Here is a 20,437-nt window from a genome sequence, read left to right on the forward strand (position 1 = left end):
CAAGAGCATACCTCCTGTCCAAAAATCATGATCGGGCATAAAAAAATGACCCTAAATAAAATCTAAGGGCAGTTAATATTCTATGTGTTCTACAAAATTAAGCTAACTCCTGAAAGTGCCTTTGTTTGGTCGGGATGACCAGTGCCCTAAAACGTTTATTAATGGTACACTTATCTTCTTGAACAATCCCAAAATCAGTCCCCCAATAAATTGTTCCGATCAATCAGCTTAAGGAATTCGTCCCGTTTATTTTTGCTCACTACGGCAATTTGATCTTTTAACCTTACCATATTACCATCAATACTGTCTATATGATTTATATTGACAATGTGCGAACGATGTATCCTGTGAAAATTTGCAGGAAGGAGTTCTTCTAATTTACTCATTGACTGCAACGTCATAATTTTACGATTATGAACGGTAATTAGCTGTACATAGGGACCCTGTCCATTAATGACGATTATGTCCTTAAATGCAACGCTGATGATTTTACTGTCAGCTTTAATAAATAGTTTGTCCGTAGGCTGGGCTGGTGATGAAGTTAAGGGATAATCGACTTTTGAATCTTTTAAGGAAATAACTTTGGTGACCGCCTTATAAAACCGATCAAAATCTATTGGTTTTAATAAATAGTCCACAACATCGAGTTCATAACTCTGAACTGCATACTCGGAATAAGCAGTAGTAAGTATGGCAGCTGGTCTGTTCGGTAAGATTTTTAGAAAGTCAAGACCTGTAAGATCGGGCATTTGGATATCGAGAAACAAAACATCTATATGATCATTTTTAATATGGTTGAGCGCTTGCAGTGCAGAACTACAGGAAGCCACCAGTTCCAACTCAGGGACTTTACCAACATAATCCGAAAGGATCTTTCGGGCAATATTTTCATCATCGACAATTAGACATTTCATTTTCATAAAGTAATCTTTAGGTCTAGTTGATACACATTATTTTCCTTGGTGATATCAACTTGGTGTTTCCCTGGGTAATTGGCCTCTAAAAGTTTTAATGAATTTCTAAGCCCTATTCCCATATGCTCTCTTGCAACTTCCTTGACTTCCTCTTTAAAGGTATTTTCTGTTCTAAAACTAAGTTCGTTTTTTTCCACTTCCAATCCAATCTTGATCCAACCTCTGGGATTGGTTTCCAAATCGGAGTGTTTAAAACAGTTTTCGATAAAATTGATTAGGATCATAGGCGCAATTTTATTGTTATCCCTAATTCCTGCATGATAGAAATCGACATTACGGGAATCTTCATGCTTAAGTAATTGTATGCTCAAATAGTGCTCTATAAGTTCCTTTTCCTTATTCAAAAGTACTTTAGGCCGATCACAGTCATACAGTAAATAACGCAACAGCTTGGATAGTTTTGAAATCATTTCAGCAGCTCTTTCATCTCCCAGATATGCAAGCCCATAGATATTATTCAATGTATTGAACAGAAAATGAGGGCTTATTTGACTTTTTAACAATCTCAGTTCGGCCTCGGCTCTTTCCGCTTTATGTTCAACTTCTTGAACTGCATTAAGATAATAAACATGTGCTACTCGAATACTGGCCACGAAAATTATTCCTAATAACACCATTAAAAGCCACAAGGATATTCGAACCGATTTAGGGGCATATTGGTCACTGATCTGGTTTAACCCCAATATTTCCGCCATGATGGTATGCGCATAGATCCCGATGCCAAAAAGAATGATATTGGTAGTAATCAACCATCCCAATCTGCGATTGATGTTCCCTTCCCTTGCCAGGTATTCGGGAAAGAGTTTATATCCAAAAAGCCAAATTATCAAGGAGCCAAAAAATACATAGGTAACCAAATAGTATATAGTATCTGCAAGACTTCTTTGATACGCAAGTACCAAACTGATGGCGATATGTATCCCAAACCATAGGATGTAGGGGCCTACTTTAAAAAATCGCTCTGTTTTAGACAATGCACTGCTCATAGTGACAATATTAGTATCATCTTCTAATTTTTCATAATCAAATGAATGAAATGATGATTTCATGGCACGAATTGTTCGTTTTTATAATTAAAAGGCCTTGTTGTCCTCAACAACCATTTGGTTCATTAATACAGGCGTTTGGTAAATTTTTTTTGCTACTGCTGGGCGGTCAAAATAGTTTCGCCCCGTAATCAAAATATATAATCATGAAAAATATGAATCAATTAATCACAATTGCCTTTTTTGTCCTATCCACCAACTTCTTTGCACAAGATAAGCAAGATCAACAAAATGAAATAGTTGCTGTTTGGATTACAGCAGATGAAACAAAAGTAGAAATTTATAAAGAAGGTAATGTATACCTAGGCAACCCAATAAATTCGAAGGGAGAGCGAAACACGAAAATAGAAGTACTCAGCTTGGAGTATACAAATGGTAAATGGGTGGGCAAGATTTATTCCAAAAAAAGAGGAAAGCTGTTGGATGTAGAATGTCTGGTGGAAGGTGACAACCTTCTTCTTGAGGTAACTACAAGATTCATATCCACAGAGCTGGAATGGAACAGAGCTAAATCTTAAAACCCCGTTCCAGTTTTCAGTTTCAATTTATCAAGTATTCAAAACTAATCTTAACATGAAAAAATATATTTTTGTAATCGCTTTTTCCATAGCCACAACCATTGTCGCCCAAGAAAGCAACTATTATTTTGGTGTTTCTTATGGAAAAAGTTTTCCATTGGGAGATTTTGCGGCCGATGATATTGCCAATTCCAATTCGGGTTTCGCAGAAAGCGGAAACAAGTTGGATGTTTATGGGGGAGCTGCCTTAAGCGAAAAGCTGAATTTTACATTAACCTTTCGTTATCAGAATTTTGACACCGATATCTATGCATTGGTAGAAGAATCGAAAACAACAAAGGTAGAAGCAAAAATTGTAGGTAGTTCCGATGATTGGAAAACCTATTCCCTTCTTGCCGGGATTGAATACAAAATAAATATTGGAAGAAAATTCAGTATCTATCCCCGAATCGGATTAGGACCTATACTGGTTTCCAATCCACCGTTTACAATAGCGGTTACGAATGAAAATGCCAATACTGAAGTAATTCGCTCTAGTGAGACCGGTTTCGGTTTAGGCTACGAATTGGGTATTGGACTTAAACGTGACATAGGAAACTACTTTTGTCTAATGCCCACTTTTACTTTCAGTGGTGGTTTTGTTACAATCCCCGATGTTGACACCACAATTGACAATCTGCGCACCACTTTAGATTACATGCCCAAAATCATCACATTCAATTTAGGACTGTCACTAGCCTATAAATTTTAAATTAACAATAAAATGAAGTTAATGAATACTTTAAAAATGCCCATCTTTCTTGCGGTATTCTCCTTTACAGTAGGTATCGCCAATGCCCAGGACATAGCATCCCTTTACAAACAAGTAAATACATCTGTTGTTACCATTCTTACCGAATCCAGATTATTTGAAGAAAGCCATCAAATGATTGTTGATGAAGGTATCGGTTCAGGGGTTCTTATTTCCGAGGATGGAGAAGTATTAACGGCCGCCCACGTCGTCAATGATGCTGAAAAAGTCACCGTTAAATTTAGAAATGGGGAAGAAATCCCTGCTAAAGTTATTAGATCGGCACCCGTAGCGGACATTGCATTGTTGAAATTATCGTGGATGCCCAAAGACTATAAAGTGGCAGAGATAGGTGACTCGGACAAGGTCTCGGTTGGAGAACAGATTATTATCTTAGGCGCCCCATATGGTTTGGAGCAGTCCCTTTCCTCAGGCTATATTAGTGGCAGACAAAAGCAAAAAACGAGGACCTCTGGGTTTGTAATCAATGAATACTTTCAAACAGATGCATCGATAAATCAGGGTAATTCGGGTGGCCCGATGTTTAACTTGCAAGGAGAGGTCATCGGAATTTCAAGCTACATCATTTCCGAATCTGGAGGCTTTCAAGGCTTGGGTTTTGCGGCTACTTCAAACTTAGCCAAAAAATTGGTTGTTGACGGCAATAGAAGATGGAACGGTATTAATGGTTTTATTCTGGATAAAGAATTGGCATGGATGTTAAATGTTCCTATTAATGGCGGCTTGCTGGTTGAATCTGTAGTTCGCTTTTCACCTGCTTATTTTGCCGGAATCAAAGGTGGATTTGAAACTATTACCATAGAAGATGAGCATTTAATTTTAGGAGGGGATATTATACTATCGGTAAATGGATTTCCATTGACCAAAGAGGCTTTTGAAAATGTTGATAATGCAATGGTCAATAAATCGGATTTCTACAAAAAGAAAGAATTCGTGCTAAAAGTACTGAGAGGTGGTAAGGTAGAAGAGCTCACAATCAACTTTAAAAGCTAGGAGCTTTGATTTAGAACCTTGAATCACCTATTGGACTCTTACTATATATATTCTGAAACTAAAACATTCAATAACTTAAATCATACAAATCATGGAATTAAATACAAACCAATTAAAATTTTTAAAAATCTACCGATCAAGCGAATCATACAGTGTTTCTTTAGTGGACAATGATGAATTTGAAATAACAAAAGGGTATGGTAATACCGTAATTGAAGCTTTGAATGATATGCATGAAAATTTAATCTAGCTGATGTCTCGAATGAAATACCTTTCCTATATATTTGAATCCCTACTATTTTGGACATTGGCTTTTGTGTTTTATATATTCATTAAATTCTATGGCATCGACAACCTTGAGTTAGAAGTAAACAATCACATCACCTTTAAAAATCTTCTATTAAACGCTATATATATAGGTGTTTTTTTAGGCATATTTTTTGCATTAATTGAAATTGCTTTTCAAAAAACAGTCCTTAATAGGTTGGTACTTTGGTTACAGCTCCTCATCAAGTCCTCGTCCTATTTTGTTATCCTTGTTGCGCTACTCACCGTAGCTAGGAAACTTATTTTAAATGATGGCAATGAGCCTTTTTCCAGTGAACGATGGTGGTGGTTCCAAAATAAATTTTTCAGAACTTTCATTGTTTACTTTTTGTTTGCGCTCATTGTATTTTTAATGATACAAATGGCCAACGAAAAGTTTGGGAAAGGAATTTTTATGAAGATGCTTTTGGGTATCTATAAAAAACCTCTACAAGTAGAACGTATATTTATGTTTTTGGACTTAAAATCATCGACAACCATTGCCGAAAACTTAGGCAATTACAAATACAGTCAGTTTATTCAAGATGCCTTTATTGAACTTAACGAAGTTGTATCTAAACACAGCGCTAGCATTTATCAATATGTAGGCGACGAAGCAGTACTAGTATGGACCTTCAAAAGTGGATTGCTGTACGATAATTGTATAAAAGTCTTTTTCAAGTTCATAGAACAATTATCTGGCAAAAAAGACTATTTCCAAGAAAAGTATGGGTTTCATCCTGAATTTAAGGCTAGCGTCCATGGCGGAAAAGTCATATTTGCAGAAATAGGAACAATAAAAAAAGAACTGGCATATCATGGCGATGTGATTAATACAACAGCAAGAATACAATCACTTTGTAATCAATATCAACAACAATTGCTGGTTTCTGAAACTATATGGAATGTAATCAACAGTAAAAAACAATATGATAGTCAGGTATACCTGGATGCTTACTTAAAAGGTAAAAACGAGACACTTACGCTATTTGGGGTTCAAAAAATAGGCGATTTGGTTTCGTAATCTGCTTTTTTTAATCAAATAAATTGCCAAAGATCAGACTAAAACAATATGATGTAGTTATCACTAATGGTTTCATATAGCAACCAGAGTTTATATTCCCCATTTAGGCCTAATTTAATAAATCTTTTTATTCAAATATACGGCTATATGTGCTTAGTGGCTCCAATCCTATTTTGCAGGGTATTGGTATCTCTATGAAGTATAGTCACACCAAGGCAAGGACAGATCACTACCCAAGGTTTATGCTTCTTTCTTGGCATTATATAATGGGAGGCACCATGTGGCTTAAAACACAAAACGGTCTTAAAAGGCCGCTTATGATATTAATATTTTGGGAAATTAAAGGGTTGTGCTGAGGTTACTCTGATTGTAAGCAGTTATTAATTCTGTTATTTTTTAAATTTTCCAAAATGCCATAATATTCCACAAGGATCGTGAAGGAAAAACTCGTTTCCCCATTCGTTATATACTATTTCAGATAAGCGCACATCCTTATATTTTTCAGTCAACTTTAAATTCCGTATGTATTTCAAAGTACTTTCTAAATTTTCAACTTCAAAGAAAATCATTGAGTTATCAATCCAATCCTTCACATAAGCATCTTGTAAATAAAATCCGAATTCTCCAATATGGAAATAAGACATTTTTTCCGATGTAACTATTTCTTTAAAACCTAGATCGGAATAAAAATTTCTAGAAACATTATAGTTTTTGGAACCAATAAAAGTCCTGATAGATTTCCCTGATATTTTCATTATTTTTTTTTAGGTTTACAACGCTGGCAATATTACCCGAAAAGTATTGCGGAGAACGTTGTTTACAAGGTACACTAAAATTGAAGTGGGGAAGACCTTGGCATTCCACTAAAACCCTTTTCGGTTCTATAAAATGTTATGCATTGGTTTTCCTTAGTTCCTAAGTGTTTTCGATTTTATTTCCAACAATACAAACCTAATTAAGTATGGGTCAACTTGTGTAATTTTTTTAACATTTAACACATACTCATAACCTTCTTCAAAGTTGAACCCTTCAATGGCGGGGAGAGTCATCCAATTATCTGACCCAGTCTTCTTTGTATGTAAAGCATTATAAATCTTTGGAGATTGATCATCTTCAAATTCGGCAGGATATTTAGGTGTAAATTTGACAGTTTCAGGGGATACAAAAAGTTCAATGTTCTCTTCACTATTTTCAGTAATAACTTTCTCTTTGGAGAGAAGTTCAATATAAACATACTTAATCGAAGAGACGTCTTGTAGCGGCTCATGCATCCACACTTTTTTAGCACTTAAGGTATATTTATATCCCCTTTCATAGTCAATATCGAGACCTTCAAAAATTATATCAACCAGCATTTGTTTTTGATTGTCATCATTGTCAGAAAAAATTAAAGGTTGAGTCCAAATATCACTCATTATACTTGCCCCATATCCAGTCTCAGGGTAGATGGTTATTTCCACAATTTTTTCTTTATCATTCTCTTGGTCTTTGAGACAACTGGTAAAAAATAAGCAAAAAACAATAAAGGCGATAAATAAATGTAGTCTACTCATTTCTTTTAAAATTAATGTTATCAATAAACCATAGATGTATAAACTTCGAATTAGTTGCGTTGTAGTATAATGTTCGTTAAAGCACATAGTCTACCCAAGTTTATGCTTGGCCTTTACATTAAATTAGTCTCTAAGCCTGTTCTTTATTTCTTAAGTACTTTTATCTAAGAAACCGTATCAGTAAAATACCCTCCAAATTGCGTTACCCATTTCCTGGATCCCCACATATTTCCCATTAATGTCCGGGTCACGTATACCCCATAATAGGATTTACACCGTACAGATTCAATATAAAACAATAGTTGAGCTTCTTAAGTTGGATATCCTCTTGTTTGAACTTATTCTTTAAAAATCGCTTTGAATATCTTTCAGTGGTATCATAGTTTTTCATGGTGCCGAACTTGAGGGTATGGACCATGTTCCCGTTGTAGTATTCGATTTGGTCCATCAAGGTCCTGCTAACCTTGTCTTCCCCAAGGAAACGCATTTTTATGGCATTGGAGGAATTATCTTATCTTCTTGGATAAGTAGTCTGACTTGTTCTCATTTGTAAAAACTTTGGTTAAACAATAATTTGTAAAGACGAAAGTTAAATCTTACCCTAAAGTTCTTTCAATTTACTACAATTCCAGTGAACAGTTGCACACCGATTTGCCCACCGAATAAGGTGTGCACATTTGATCTCATTTGATATCAAATAAAATTGACAAAAGCAAAAAAAACACTGAAAATCAATTGATTAACAGTGTTTTGCCACCACTTGAAAAGTGGTTCGTCGGGATGACAGAATACAACTACTTGTTACAAATAATTGATTATCAGTATTTTGCATGTACTTATCAAAATCAAATCCCTTTAAGGACACTCGATTTATAAATAGCTCAAGAACGTATTGATTATGTGTTATTTACGAGTTAAAATTACAAAGAAAATCAGATATCATCAAATATAGAAAACTCCAAGATTAGCTAGGTGTCTTCATTTTTAGCAAAGATACCCACCAATAGTAATGCTCAAATTAAAAAATGATCCTAAATAAAGTTCTTTTTACAGAACCAGGAAAAGAAATCAAGAACTACCCTAACTATTAAGCTATTAAAAATCATGACACTAGTGTCTTATCTTTAACCATGGTTATCTATCGGCCTTCTCTTTCCTATTATCCTTCATAGCTACAACCGTCACTTTGCCTTTATTGAAAATGTAATAAACAGTTGTGTTTTTGTGAATGACCGCTCGCCTTAAAAGTTTTTGACTTTTTGATTCAGGATATAATGTAGGGAAATTAGATACCGTTAATTCAAATTGCCGAAGCAATCTTTCAAATTTAACGACCTCCTTGACAGTGAACTTTTGTATCAGGTAATTTTTAATGGCAATGGCGTTTATCAGAGACCTTTTTGTCCATTCTACCCTGTAAGGTTTATCCATTGGTCAAACCGTTCCAGAATTCATTGGATTTCATAGTTTCACCTTGTTGATAATCCCTGATACCACTTAGAATATTAACCCTATCACTTTCTGTAAGTTCTTCCCACCAGTCGATGGATTTGCCCTCACTGGATAATTTAACGGAACTAAGCAGACTTAAAATAGAATCATCGGTTAAAGATTGGATCCATCCAACAAGCTCCTTTTTAGTATTGTTCAATTCTGCTGTGCCCATATTATCATTTTATGGTAAAGTTACAAAAACCGTACAATTATGAATTAATTCAAAGACGAACTTTTTTTTTTACCGGGTATGTGTCCTTGCCTATCCTTGTATTTGAACTTTCAAATTTGCTTTATGAAGATAGAGATAAAATATTTGTGCTATAAATCGTTGGTTTTATGATACTAGACTTAAAACAAAAAGCTGGACAATTTATATTAGAATCATACTACTATGTTTTATTACGTCCATGAAAAACAGATTTATTTCTTACTTTCAGACATATCTTAGTTCCCTAAAGGTTTTTCCAATCGATACTTGATAAAGTGTTCATTCCCAACCTCCAATTTGCTAACTTTCTTGAATCCCAGGCGCAATAGGCCCTTGATCCTTGTTCTGGTAGGAGGGAACAACACCGTGACCGACTCCAATCCCATCTCGTCAAAGGCCTTGCTTATTATCTGTTTGTATAAGATTTTGCCCAAACCCCAATAATCCGGGTGCAATACCAATGCCAGGTCAGCTTCTCCGTTCTCTGGCTGTAATCCGCCCCAGCCGGCAAACAGGCCATTTACAATAAACGCCCACGGGCCATAACCGTGTTCAGTCCATAACAATTCTTTGTCGGCAATAAACTTGTCACAAAGGCTTGCATTAAAGTCGCCCTTCAACAAAGGCATTTGTCGTCTCACCAACTGATTGTTCATCAACACAATGATTTCGGACCTTTCGACCTCGGTGAGTCGTTTGAATTCAATATTCATTTCTTAAAAACTGTATAAGTTAACACTTTAGTCGTTATAAATCCCTTCAGATTTCCGAATAAAAACGCTTTTTCCATCCTTAATCTGGATTAAGATTTTCGTTTCTTTTAACTTTCAGGAATACTACGACTTGTCTTACTATTTTTTTGTTCTTCCTTAACCGGACTTTTGACAAATACGTAAACAAAAAATATCGAATAAAAGCCATATGCCATCGTAATAACCAATAGACCCTTAAAATGTGCTTCAATAACTGGAAGTATTTTTAGCAGTGTTAAGGTACTGACCAAAAAGTGGGTAAGATTGCCTAGTATTAATGGCTTGTTATAAATTCCTCCGATACGGCTATTTTTCATCATCCAGTTCAGCATACCGAAACCTAGGTATTGGGCACCGATCATTTGAAGCAGCAATACAGTTATCCGATCTCTGCCAAGGTGCAGGTACATAACTATTTCCATTGGCAGGAAAGTTAATAAAATGCCCAGCAACCCTAAGAATAAGGCACAAGACGTTAGTACAATTTTAGTGTTCATTTTGTTTGGATTTTCCCGTTTAATATTCCTTGAATTAAAAAACCCTGCCCCAACAAGGAAGGGACAGGGTGCCTTGGTCAATTAAGACTTGGGACTTCGGGAAAATCTATCGGAACCTTCGTAATCCCACGGATGTAGTTGGTAAAGGTCACATCCAAAATGACCGCTACAAGATCCACCAACTCCTTTTCACCAAAGCCCTGATCAAAGAAATTGTCCAGGTTGCTTTGGGAGGGCTTTCCTTTGCTTTCCACAATATTGGCGGCCAGGGCAGTAAGTGCAAACAGCTTGGGGTGCGAGCTGCTCAAGTTGCGAAACGATAGTGCATCCTCATCTGAAAAGCCGTTCATTTTGGCTATTGCCGTATGGGCTGCAACACAGTAGCTACACCCGTTGGCCTCGGAAACGGCCAACCGGATGGCCTCCTTCTCCTTCATCAAAAAACTTCCTTTTCCAACCTTATTGGTCTGCTCCATATGGTCTTCAAGGGCTTCCGAAGAATAGCCCGTCACCGCATAAATATTGGGGACCTTTCCTAATTTGGCATTTAGACCGTCAAAGATCTTTTGGGCCTTTTCATCTACTCTGTCCCTCGTGGGAACTACAATCTCTCTCATAATACATCAATTTAATTATACGTACTTTTTAATTTGTTCCAGTTTGCATCTGCCGTGGACACTAGTTTATTATGGTTCTTTTCGGCCAGCCATAATTGCTGTGCATCCAGCTCCAGGTTGTAGAGGAATAATAAGTACTTCCCATCCTTAACAATAAACTTGTTGGGATCTGGCCTGAACTTTGCTCCCGCGTACACCCCAAAGGCGCAGAAACCGCCGTATGCAGGCAAATATTTAGCCGGGTTTTTGTCGAATTCGGCTTTTTGCTCGGCAGAGGTGAAATAATAGATGATCTTATCGTGTTCCGATTTATATTCCTTTACACCTCTTTGGGCAATCCCTAGATCTAGATAGGATACGGGACTATAGCCCTGCAATGCAATATTGCTGTTGTCAATGTTGTTCGCTCTTTTGTCCTGGGCAAACGTTATCGTGGCCGTAAATAACGCCAGCATTAAAATTGAAATGTTTCTTAAATTTTTCATTGTTTTAGATTTTAAAAATTAATTATTGTTTAGTCTCACTTAAGGAAACCACCAAAAAGACCACCGTTGCATTGAACCAATAATAAACAGCATCTGTTCCTGTAAAACCGAAGGCGAAGGGCGCAATCATGAAAGTCACCGCTACCGCCAGGTCCAGGGCCAAATGCCCTTGAAAGGGAATGGTACGAAATAAGCCCAGTCTGTAATTGGTGAACGCACTCGCTATCAATACCGCAAAACCCGTACAAATGGAGAGCCAATAGGCAAGGTCCATTGTAGTACCCAAGTCCAATAGATTTGGGACCAGAATCAATCCCAACCCCGCGGTATAATCGGCCACTCCATGCAATGTTGGTGTGATAAATCGCAATTTCATCGCTATTATTTTAAGCGTTAAAATATTCCTCTTGTACCACTTCGCCTTTGTCGCTCCAGATACGGCGAATGATCTCGTGCCAATAGATTGCACTGTTGTCCTTCATCGTAAAATCGAACGTGAATTCGGAAGCGGATACATTACCGTCCACTATGGTATGGTGGTGCTGTATGCCGTTCACTTTTGCTATGGCATCTGCAAAACCTTCCATTTTCTCTACCATCTGTGCCTTGTTGGCGGTAGTTACCTTGTTGTAGTCCGAAGTCTTGGCCCCTGGCGCAAAGAACTTCTTTACAGCTTCTACAATGGCCCCTTGGGCCACAATGCTGTCCATTTCAAGTACTTTTTCCTTAATATCCATTCTTTTAAATTTTTAATGATTAAACAAAAAATTGATTTGTAATTACATTGCAAATTTCAGAACGAACCGGCCGTATTGGCCTACGAAAAAGGAGCTAGAAATTGTACTTTTTGATTTTTGAAGTCGGATGGGGAAATCCCTGTGTGGTGCTTAAAGAAATGTGAGAAGTGGTTGGGTTCTTCAAAACCCAATTTAAAGGCTATATCCTGTATGCTGGCATCGTCCCCCAACATGGCCTTGGCGGTATTTACCAATTCAAGACGGATAAGCTGCCCGAGCGAAGCGTTCATTTTGTCCCTTGTCTTTTTGGAGATTGCCTTGACCGATAGGTTCATCTTATCGGCATAGAAGGCAAGGGATCTTTGTTCCTCATGGTGATCGCGAAGGAGTTCAAGAATATCCTGTGTAAATGTATCACGGTTGGAATAGTCAAATTCTTTTCGGAACTCGGCTGGAGTTTGGCCAGTAGTGTTTTTAAAGACCCTGTTGAAATAAGCGGGATCCTTGTATCCCATGTCGTATGAAATTTCCTGAATGCTCCTATCGGTAAAGGCAATTCCCCTTTTGCTTTCTAACAGCCGCTTTTCGCTTAAAAGTGATTTTACCGAAAGGCCTATTTTATCCTTGAGCAATGCTTGTGCCTGGGATCCATTTTCGTTTATCAACCCAACAAGTTCCTCGTTCGTCAGGTTGTGGGCATAATGTAAGTCGACGACCTCTTTGATATCGAATATCACTTGGTACTCGCTCCTCTCCGCATTGAACGGATTTTGCCAGTACCACTGTTTCGAGGAAACATCGATAATCGCAGAAGTGTCTTCCGAAAAGGCCGTATTGGACAAGTATTTTTTGCAATCGGCGCAATCGTTGAAATTGATATAACCCAGTGACACAAGATGTTTAAAAAGCACGCGCACCTCTTTGTTACGGAAAACTTCCTCATTGGGGAATTCGATTCTTCTCACGTAAAAATCATCGGAGACAAACTTTATGTACTGGCCTTTTTCGAGATAGATGACTTTATCCTCCCAATCAATATAATTTTTAAAATCTACCTGGATACTTCCCGAACCGGAAAGTATCTGAAGCAGGGTATATTGATTTATAAAATACACCTTGTTGATCTCTGGATTGAATTTTTCAACCATTTTTTGGATTTGAGTTTAAGATTGGTCGTGCGTTTTAAAAAAAGTTTACAATGTAAATGGGATGAATGTTCCCATAATTCATTCTTTTTTGTATAAACTGGTCGGACAGATTACCTTAAATTTAAGGTACAATTTAGAAAGCCCTATAAAACGGCCGATTCACGTGACACTTTTCACAGAGCGGAAAATCTTGGACGGGCATGTCCAATTTCTGGTCTTTTTTTATAGTTTTGTTAATTGAGCTTTCATGGGACACTTTTGGGCATGTATGTAATATGGCGAGATGTCTATACCAACGACAGATATGCTGAATATGTCGAATTTTTTGAGTTTTATCGACACACTTAACATGTAGAAGAGCTAGCCATCCATAAATGCCGCTGCCATTAATTCTTGCTCCGCCCGTGGAATTCCGATTTCATTGGCAATCTTTTTCCATTGACTAACCGAGGCCATCACTTCTTCAATAATAGTATCCATTTTTTTATCGTCCAAACGAAAATACTCTCCTACACTTTTTGCCAGCTCCAAATCCAAAGCATTGTTATCCATATCAATATTAAGTGCCAATCCATCTTTATCTATAGACGGATTTATGTCATAGGCAGGGGAAAGTTTCCAACCTTTTGAGGTTAGGATAAAACCATGGTTTCGCAAATGATCATCCGTATTGGAAACCGCGATATTAAAAACAATCCTACGCCATAATTGTTGTAGGTTTCTATCAATGTTTACCCCATTTGTTTGAATGAATTCGGCAATGTCCAGATAACTTGCTGAGCTATCACGGATAGTATCCTCATTATTGCCGGTCATGGTCATTGCAAAGGAAAAATGGATACGCTCTTTCCTTATCCTATCAAAGCGTTGTGTAAAAAAGGTATGATAGTTACCAGTAATATTTTCAATTCTAGAGGGTGCCATTTCAATTCCACAATTTATTGCCAAGCGATATGCTAAAAATTCCCATGCCCCTTTATCTATAGTATCATTCTTTGAAGGAAATTTTGCTATCCAAAGATTTCCATATTCATCCAAAATATTGGCTTTGGGTCTGGCACCTCCCAAAGAAGACCCAGGTGCCATAAGAATTGCCAACCATCTTTTTACTTCTTCATTATCGGTGTCATTCTCGAAGTGCTTGGCAGCTTCTTGAAGTTCTCTTACAGACGACCAAGGGGGGGTAGGATTCTCTTCATTATTATCCATAAATGGTCCGTCACGTTCTGTTTTAAAACGTAAAGCCCCCATCCGGCTTTCATCATATACACCTAACAAGTAATCGATCTCATACAAAGTCGGAGCCTTTTGATCTTTCTCATTAGCTAGTTGGGCTGCCCGTCTTTTCATCAAGGTTCTTCCCCAGGTGTCTGGCATGCTATCTAAAAAGACACCAAAGTTTTCCTTCTTATTTGGGTATTGTGGACCCGAATAAAACTGGATATCGGGATCTAACAATAGTTGTTGTTCTGATTTTATCCAACCCTTATCATATTCAAAACTGAATGCTTTCTTTCCTTTAGCATGATGTGCTGCCAAAACACCTATGATCTTAGCTTCTGGCATTCCTTGCCAATGTGCATAAACGTATATTTCAAATTTACCTTGTGCCATTCTTCCCTGTTATAATAAATCTAAGTCCTGTAGTTTTCTTCCGAATTCGTCATCTGTTGCCAACTTCAAGAAATCATCTTGCAAACCTAGTGCAATCAGAACATTAAAATATGAACCAATCGCTACCTTTGAATTTCCCTTCTCTATCTGATACAAAGTCTTTCTATCTATACCAGCTCGTTCAGATACTTGAATAGTGGTAAGCTTTCTTCGTTTACGGGCAAGCTTTATATTCTCTCCTAATTGCCCCATTATCCTCTGGTATTTTGGAAAAAGGACCGCTTTCTTATTTTTCATAATGGGTAATATTTTCCCCAAATATAACAATTATGGGGATATTAATACTCATTTTAATCTAAATTTATTTTCAAAAAAAATAAGTAATCATCTTTTAAAGCGATCTAAAAGGAAAATTTCCACGATTATTTCTAAGAGTGAAATAGTAATCTTTTTCAATTTTTTGTAACATAGTCAGGGTAAATTTCAATATTATTTGTAACAAAGTCAGGGTAAATCAAGTACTAAAATTAGCCTAGCGTGCTGTACCAAAATTAGCCTAGCATGTAATTTTCTATAAACTAGTTTGATTATCAGTATTTTATACTTACCATACTTATATATGAATTGAAGCAACCCTCATGAAATAAAACGCTATAACCCAAAGCTATTGGCATGTAAATTATTTTCACCAAGATAACTTTTGGAAACAATGATTGCCAGCAAGAGAAAACAGTTTAAATCCCATTGAATTTCAGTACCAGAAGTACCGAAGTTCAACTATTTTTAAACTACTATTAATACGCCTACATATGTTGTATGTTGAATATACAAAGTATCTCGTAAATCTATAAAACTCGGATACCACATACTTCTAATTGGTTAAAACAATTAAAATCTATGCCAGCAGTCTTTACTCTTTAGGTAGTTTAAGTCCTTTAAATACTTCCTTCAATAATTCGCAAGGATCAATATCTATTGCCAAGGCAATCAAAAAGAGCTCATCCGCCCGAAGTTTAGTAGTTTCATTAGAACTTAATTGACTCAAGCGAGATTTACTCAACCCAGTTTTTCTGGCAACCTCCGCCTTATTATTTGACTTTGTAGCTAGGTATAAGCTCAATTATTACCCATACTCATCAGTTTCTTTGGATATTCCGGCAAACCTCATTCAGAATCATTGAAATTACTTCCAATACAAAACAAGAAAACCATAAGCGATTCGTCTAATGTAAAATCACTTATGGTTTTAAAATTCAAAAGTCTCCGTTAAAAACAAATTATTTTTTGCTCAATAGCTTCTCCAAATAAGAAATCTTTTCCTTTTCAGCATCCAACAAACGTTCGTAGAGCTTTTTATTCTCCTCATAGGCCTCTACCAATTTATCAAGTGGATTAAAGGTACAGGTATTATTATGTCCAAAATTACTACTTGACACAGTTTCGTTAAAAGTATTAAAATAATTAATGGCCAATTCTTCAGAAAAATTTTCAATAGCTTCTCTTGTTACTCCCAGAACTTTGGCTACATGCTCCAGTTTGTCTTCTTCAATAGTTTCACTTTGCTCCATTAAAGAAACGCTTTGTTGGCTTATGCCCAGTTCCATGGCAAGGGCTTCTTGCTTCAATCCTCGTAATTCCCTAATACGGCTAATCTTCCTTCCTATATGGCTTGGTTTTGTTGCTGTGCTCATGAGTCAAGTATACTACTTATTATATTTTTCGATTATTAAAGATAGTGGAAAATCCCCAAATGTCATTGGTAAAATACCAAATTCAATTGGTAATATACAATCTCTATTGGTTCGGTACAATATAATTCCAGAGTTACTTTATGAAAAGTAAATGAAAATTATGTAACTAGACGATTACACATTTTAGAATTATTCGAAGAATTAGGAAACCACATGCCTACCTTAAAATAAGCCTATGAAAAAGAAAAAAAGAAAAACCCTGAAAGACATTCATAAACGGCATCAAAATCTAATGGTGTTATTAAAACAGGATTCAGGTAATCCCGTAGGAAATCCAAGGGTATCCATAGAGGTTAAGGACAACAGTGATCTGCTTTTGAACATAGCGAGCCTTCTGGAAGTATGTGTATTTGCTCTGGACGGGAACGGAATGCTATTGTCCCCGAACAATCAAAATGTAATCAAACATGACAGCGTTTGCAGGGTGCTGGAATTGGTCCTAAATATACTGCCACACAGTCAAATGGATTTTATGGACTACGTAACAGAAAAGCTGAACGGTTTGGACAATGCCAAAACAAAATCATCTGAATAAATATGAACTATGAACCCGAACGAAGAAAAACTGATCAATAGCTTAAAGCATCAGGCTCTGGATCACCACCCTACATTAAAGCCGCACTCCTTCTTTAAAAACAAGTTTGAGGTCAGTCTCTTCTATGTAGATAACCACGTAGATTTATTATTGACAGTGCGTGCTATGCTTTACTTAGCCATGAAGACAATCGACCCGGAATTGTACGATAACATCAATGACAGATATGAAAAGGAATATATCCGTCAGGTACTTACAATTGCCAATAGGTTATTACCGCAAGGGGAGGAGGCACTTTTGGACGACCTTAACCTTTATTATAGGGAAGAGAAACTAAGAGAGGGTTTAACATAATTGTAAAATACAACCATGGGAATAAAAAAGAAACAATTAAAAATGTTGAAGGAATCAGCAAAATACAAATTGACCACCTTGAACAATTCTGATATACATAAAGATAAATTTAAACCTGCTTTCCTCCAGTTTGATGGCTATACGGATCTGTTCAGCACCATAGAGTCCTTGATAAACGTTTGCATTTTGGCCAGCTATGTGGAAGGCGATTTTAACGATCCAGGACTAGATATCCGGAAAACGCTGGAATTGGCAAATCAACTTTTGCCTTTTGATGAGGGAGAATTTCTGGATGAGGCCTACGGCCTTTTTGTTCAGAAAGACTAAGCTCCCATGCTCGCATAATAGTGAATTGTTTTATTTGAAAAAATTAGTGAAACGAGAATTGTCGGCAAGTTCATATGAATGTTGCTCAAAACTTTAATCCCCAAATCCAAAAACTTTTCGCATGGATCCTGTCCGGTTTTTGTAGTGTTCCGATAAATAAGCGTAAAGCAAATATCGAATAGGGCGCACCTGCTTATCTAAACTTGCAGGAGCTAATTTTTATTTGCCGAAAATTTTTCAATATTTATAAGAGTTGTGGGGGAAAGTTTCATCTTCCATCAATTCCGCTTCGATCTGGTCAAACAAAAGCTTATCAGCTTCTTGAAATTTAATCACTAAGAAGTTTCATATGTGTTTTTAGTAGTAAGGCCCATAGATTATCCTTGTGAAATGATACTTTCTCCATCTGTAAATTGATGATAAACAGTGTTGGTTCTGCTTTTAACCTTTATTTCTGTTGTTTTATTGGCTTTCAATTCTTCAATATTTGCGATATAACCATCTTTAAGCATTTTATGTAGATAACCTATATCGAATTGCAAACCATGTAAGTCAATGGGCGGATATTTTCCACTCATAACCAATAATTTGCCTTCTCCATTATTTTTGGTTAAATAATCTAGTTTGTCTTTATTTACAATTTTAAACTTAAACTCATTAAATTGTCTTTTTAACTGAATCTTATCAATATAAGCAATGATAGTTTCAACGAAATTTTCCTTAGGCTCTCTAAGATCAATTTTTGAAAACCTTACATCAAAATGTTTTTCTATTTTTTTAAGTTTTAAAAAATACTCTTTTAATTGTTTTGCACTTAAAGCGTCTTCTTCAAACTTTTTGTCAAACAAATAGGTGTAGATCAACTTATTGTTTTCAAAAGCTTTGAATTTTTTTTCAGCAACTATTCTAGTTAGAATTTCGTAAAATAATATACCCTGGTTACAAGATTTAATGTTTTTTTCAGGGGCTATATTGATATCAAGTTGAGTATAGTCGCCACTTGTCTTAAATTTGATAATAATTTCAAAACCTTTCACTACTATTTTAAGATGATGTTCAAAATCACTTGGATCAGCTCTATACAATTCTATTTTATAATTATCTACTTCAAAACCATCATCAAAAACTATATCTACTAAACCACTGTAAGATGGTAATTTTTTTATTAGGAGGTTTTTTATATCGTCATAATTTTTTATCCTGAAGTCTTTTACAATATAGTTGAATTCCCCCAATGCATCTCCTTCCAATAAAATATCATTAAAATCTTTTCCATGAAGCGAGTTTAAAACATTATCTCTTTTTTCATTTGGAAGATGTATTTTAAAATTAATTTTATATGAATTATCCCCGTCGAGGGATTTTACATTATTTATTATTACGGATTTGTTCTTTTTGCTTATTTCCAGATGGAATAGATTGGAATTAGCAAAATTTAAAGCTGTGTCAGCAGTGCCATGTCCTTTGTCAAGATTTGGAAAATAATTTAGTTTTAAATCCTCAAAACATTCTTTAATAAACTCTTCACCAGTACCCCTTAAAACGGTAATGTTGTTCCGTTGCAAATACTTTTGCTTTGGTGCCGATACTCTTGGAGCAATAAAAAACATCTCCTTTCGGTTTTCGCCCAATTGTTTTACTATTTTGTCGAGCATGACCTGAATATTTGAATCCTCCATAGAATATCCAATAAAAAGCACATGGTTTGAAGCCAATTTATCTTTTACCGCATTCCAAAAAACCGTATCCTCCTGTGCAGAAGAGAAATAGTTGTTGTAATCAGAGTTTGTCAAAATGATTCTTTCCGGATCACTAAGATCCCCATGAATTTTAAACAGAAGTTGTTTTTTGGAATTTGCAAGCGGATAATCTTTACTTCTTCGTATAACCTCGACATTTTTATTGAAGGACTCAATAAGCGTATCGTAATTGGTTGTTATGATGGTTTTAAAATGAGGGATTTTTGCCAACAATTTATGTGTTTCAGTAGAAATTGGGTCTCTTTGAAACTCTCTTTTCAGTATTTGAAATAGGTAATTTTTATTACCTCCATTTAAATAGTAAATATCATTGGCTAGTCTAGGTAAATCAGCCGTAAACTCTATATCACTTTTTTGATCCTTGGAAAGGTTGTTATAAAAAATTTTAGAGAGTACTGCACCTGAAGGATAACCGGCATACATAGACATGCCCGCCCCTACAAACAAGACTACTTCTTCTTTTCGAATAAGTTCAAATATCCTCTCCTTACCCATAGTAAATCACTTATACTTTCCCCGTTACCAACTCGTTGATCAAAACGGTGCGGTATTCGGTCAATAACAAATTAGTTTTTGTGTTTTTATTTTTTAGCTTCTAATTCAGGGCATTCAATTTCTATATATTAGACATTGGATACTTGTTCTCTTGGAGTTGGATAGGGAATTTGCAAATTTCTTCCCTTTCACGGGAATTCACATGGAACATCTTACCTATTTTAAAATACTGTCCACAAAGTAAGACATTTTGCCGACTTTTCTTACCAAAATTACTAGATGCACCTAGTATTTTTCCTCATTCAAGAACGATTTCAAATCGGCTTCATTAGGCTATGCTGTATTTATAGCTTAAACATTTTTCCCAAATCTTACCAAAAAACTTTGCGCATGGATCCTATTGGATTTCTTTAGCGTTCGGGAAGATAAGCGTAA

27 protein-coding genes are annotated in these 20,437 nt (G+C 36.1%); 8 read left to right on the top strand and 19 right to left on the bottom strand.

Annotation, left to right across the window (positions count from 1 at the left end; translation table 11 throughout):
* Positions 1–194 precede the first annotated feature (194 nt).
* Both QSE00_RS22345 and QSE00_RS22350 read right to left on the bottom strand, forming a co-directional pair.
* Positions 195–920, bottom strand: a complete 726-nt coding sequence (locus tag QSE00_RS22345; protein WP_286107574.1) for a LytR/AlgR family response regulator transcription factor — start codon at positions 918–920, stop codon at positions 195–197.
* Complete coding sequence (locus tag QSE00_RS22350) at positions 917–2,023, bottom strand: sensor histidine kinase (RefSeq protein WP_286107576.1); 1,107 nt, start codon at positions 2,021–2,023, stop codon at positions 917–919. Before QSE00_RS22350 ends, QSE00_RS22345 begins: the two co-directional genes overlap by 4 nt.
* Positions 2,024–2,166: 143 nt before the next feature.
* On the opposite strand from QSE00_RS22350, the gene QSE00_RS22355 reads away from it, so the two are divergent.
* The 5 genes from QSE00_RS22355 (at position 2,167) to QSE00_RS22375 (ending at position 5,672) form a co-directional block, all read left to right on the top strand.
* Entirely contained in the window at positions 2,167–2,538 is a 372-nt protein-coding gene (locus QSE00_RS22355) for a hypothetical protein (RefSeq protein ID WP_286107577.1), read from the top strand.
* A 55-nt stretch (positions 2,539–2,593) separates the two neighbouring features.
* Positions 2,594–3,289, top strand: coding sequence for an outer membrane beta-barrel protein (locus QSE00_RS22360; protein ID WP_286107578.1), 696 nt, complete (start codon positions 2,594–2,596; stop codon positions 3,287–3,289).
* A gap of 21 nt (positions 3,290–3,310) precedes the next feature.
* Complete coding sequence (locus QSE00_RS22365) at positions 3,311–4,342, top strand: S1C family serine protease (protein WP_286107579.1); 1,032 nt, start codon at positions 3,311–3,313, stop codon at positions 4,340–4,342.
* A gap of 91 nt (positions 4,343–4,433) precedes the next feature.
* Positions 4,434–4,592 (top strand): hypothetical protein, encoded by a 159-nt coding sequence (locus QSE00_RS22370; RefSeq protein WP_181422872.1) that lies wholly within the window; start codon positions 4,434–4,436, stop codon positions 4,590–4,592.
* Positions 4,593–5,030: 438 nt separating this feature from the next.
* On the top strand, positions 5,031–5,672 hold the full coding sequence (locus QSE00_RS22375) for an adenylate/guanylate cyclase domain-containing protein (RefSeq protein WP_286107580.1): 642 nt from the start codon (positions 5,031–5,033) through the stop codon (positions 5,670–5,672).
* Positions 5,673–6,061: 389 nt separating this feature from the next.
* Here QSE00_RS22375 and QSE00_RS22380 read toward each other — a convergent pair whose 3' ends face one another.
* From QSE00_RS22380 to QSE00_RS22455, 16 genes are all read right to left on the bottom strand, one after another.
* Positions 6,062–6,427, bottom strand: coding sequence for a VOC family protein (locus QSE00_RS22380; protein ID WP_286107581.1), 366 nt, complete (start codon positions 6,425–6,427; stop codon positions 6,062–6,064).
* A 153-nt stretch (positions 6,428–6,580) separates the two neighbouring features.
* Positions 6,581–7,225, bottom strand: a complete 645-nt coding sequence (locus tag QSE00_RS22385; protein ID WP_286107582.1) for a DUF4377 domain-containing protein — start codon at positions 7,223–7,225, stop codon at positions 6,581–6,583.
* A 247-nt stretch (positions 7,226–7,472) separates the two neighbouring features.
* The gene (locus QSE00_RS22390; RefSeq protein ID WP_286107583.1) at positions 7,473–7,712 is read right to left on the bottom strand and encodes a phage integrase SAM-like domain-containing protein; all 240 of its coding nucleotides are present in this window, start codon (positions 7,710–7,712) and stop codon (positions 7,473–7,475) included.
* Positions 7,713–8,359: 647 nt separating this feature from the next.
* Complete coding sequence (locus tag QSE00_RS22395; protein WP_085496334.1) at positions 8,360–8,656, bottom strand: type II toxin-antitoxin system RelE/ParE family toxin; 297 nt, start codon at positions 8,654–8,656, stop codon at positions 8,360–8,362.
* Positions 8,649–8,891: a hypothetical protein gene (locus QSE00_RS22400; protein WP_085496332.1), complete on the bottom strand. Its 243-nt coding sequence runs from the start codon at positions 8,889–8,891 to the stop codon at positions 8,649–8,651. Before QSE00_RS22400 ends, QSE00_RS22395 begins: the two co-directional genes overlap by 8 nt.
* A 275-nt stretch (positions 8,892–9,166) precedes the next feature.
* A complete protein-coding gene (locus tag QSE00_RS22405; RefSeq protein WP_286107584.1) occupies positions 9,167–9,643 on the bottom strand; it encodes a GNAT family N-acetyltransferase in 477 nt (158 codons plus the stop codon).
* Between the two features lie 107 nt (positions 9,644–9,750).
* A complete protein-coding gene (locus tag QSE00_RS22410; protein WP_286107585.1) occupies positions 9,751–10,179 on the bottom strand; it encodes a hypothetical protein in 429 nt (142 codons plus the stop codon).
* Positions 10,180–10,256: 77 nt separating this feature from the next.
* Positions 10,257–10,796, bottom strand: coding sequence for a carboxymuconolactone decarboxylase family protein (locus QSE00_RS22415; protein WP_286107586.1), 540 nt, complete (start codon positions 10,794–10,796; stop codon positions 10,257–10,259).
* 11 nt (positions 10,797–10,807) lie between these two features.
* On the bottom strand, positions 10,808–11,281 hold the full coding sequence (locus QSE00_RS22420; protein ID WP_286107587.1) for a YHS domain-containing (seleno)protein: 474 nt from the start codon (positions 11,279–11,281) through the stop codon (positions 10,808–10,810).
* 22 nt (positions 11,282–11,303) lie between these two features.
* Entirely contained in the window at positions 11,304–11,657 is a 354-nt protein-coding gene (locus QSE00_RS22425) for an SPW repeat domain-containing protein (protein WP_286107588.1), read from the bottom strand.
* 10 nt (positions 11,658–11,667) lie between these two features.
* Positions 11,668–12,018, bottom strand: coding sequence for a hypothetical protein (locus QSE00_RS22430; protein WP_286107589.1), 351 nt, complete (start codon positions 12,016–12,018; stop codon positions 11,668–11,670).
* An 80-nt stretch (positions 12,019–12,098) separates the two neighbouring features.
* Positions 12,099–13,166 carry a helix-turn-helix domain-containing protein gene (locus tag QSE00_RS22435; RefSeq protein ID WP_286107590.1) on the bottom strand — a complete coding sequence of 356 codons (1,068 nt, stop codon included), beginning with the start codon at positions 13,164–13,166 and terminating at the stop codon, positions 12,099–12,101.
* Positions 13,167–13,526: 360 nt separating this feature from the next.
* Positions 13,527–14,780, bottom strand: coding sequence for a type II toxin-antitoxin system HipA family toxin (locus QSE00_RS22440; protein WP_286107591.1), 1,254 nt, complete (start codon positions 14,778–14,780; stop codon positions 13,527–13,529).
* A 9-nt stretch (positions 14,781–14,789) separates the two neighbouring features.
* Positions 14,790–15,077: a helix-turn-helix domain-containing protein gene (locus QSE00_RS22445; RefSeq protein ID WP_093978909.1), complete on the bottom strand. Its 288-nt coding sequence runs from the start codon at positions 15,075–15,077 to the stop codon at positions 14,790–14,792.
* Between the two features lie 613 nt (positions 15,078–15,690).
* Entirely contained in the window at positions 15,691–15,900 is a 210-nt protein-coding gene (locus tag QSE00_RS22450; protein WP_286107592.1) for a helix-turn-helix domain-containing protein, read from the bottom strand.
* A 157-nt stretch (positions 15,901–16,057) separates the two neighbouring features.
* Positions 16,058–16,471 carry a helix-turn-helix domain-containing protein gene (locus QSE00_RS22455; protein ID WP_286107593.1) on the bottom strand — a complete coding sequence of 138 codons (414 nt, stop codon included), beginning with the start codon at positions 16,469–16,471 and terminating at the stop codon, positions 16,058–16,060.
* A gap of 235 nt (positions 16,472–16,706) precedes the next feature.
* Here QSE00_RS22455 and QSE00_RS22460 point away from each other — a divergent pair, with 235 nt between their 5' ends.
* From QSE00_RS22460 to QSE00_RS22470, 3 genes are read left to right on the top strand one after another with little or no spacing between them, the layout of a single operon-like run.
* Positions 16,707–17,066, top strand: coding sequence for a hypothetical protein (locus QSE00_RS22460; RefSeq protein WP_286107594.1), 360 nt, complete (start codon positions 16,707–16,709; stop codon positions 17,064–17,066).
* Between the two features lie 9 nt (positions 17,067–17,075).
* Entirely contained in the window at positions 17,076–17,420 is a 345-nt protein-coding gene (locus QSE00_RS22465) for a hypothetical protein (RefSeq protein WP_286107595.1), read from the top strand.
* Positions 17,421–17,435: 15 nt separating this feature from the next.
* On the top strand, positions 17,436–17,747 hold the full coding sequence (locus tag QSE00_RS22470; protein ID WP_286107596.1) for a hypothetical protein: 312 nt from the start codon (positions 17,436–17,438) through the stop codon (positions 17,745–17,747).
* A 377-nt stretch (positions 17,748–18,124) separates the two neighbouring features.
* On the opposite strand, the gene QSE00_RS22475 is transcribed toward QSE00_RS22470, so the two are convergent.
* On the bottom strand, positions 18,125–20,002 hold the full coding sequence (locus QSE00_RS22475) for an SIR2 family NAD-dependent protein deacylase (protein WP_286107597.1): 1,878 nt from the start codon (positions 20,000–20,002) through the stop codon (positions 18,125–18,127).
* Positions 20,003–20,437: the final 435 nt, after the last annotated feature.

Origin of the sequence: Arenibacter flavimaris (assembly GCF_030291335.1) — a bacterium.
GTDB lineage: Bacteria > Bacteroidota > Bacteroidia > Flavobacteriales > Flavobacteriaceae > Arenibacter.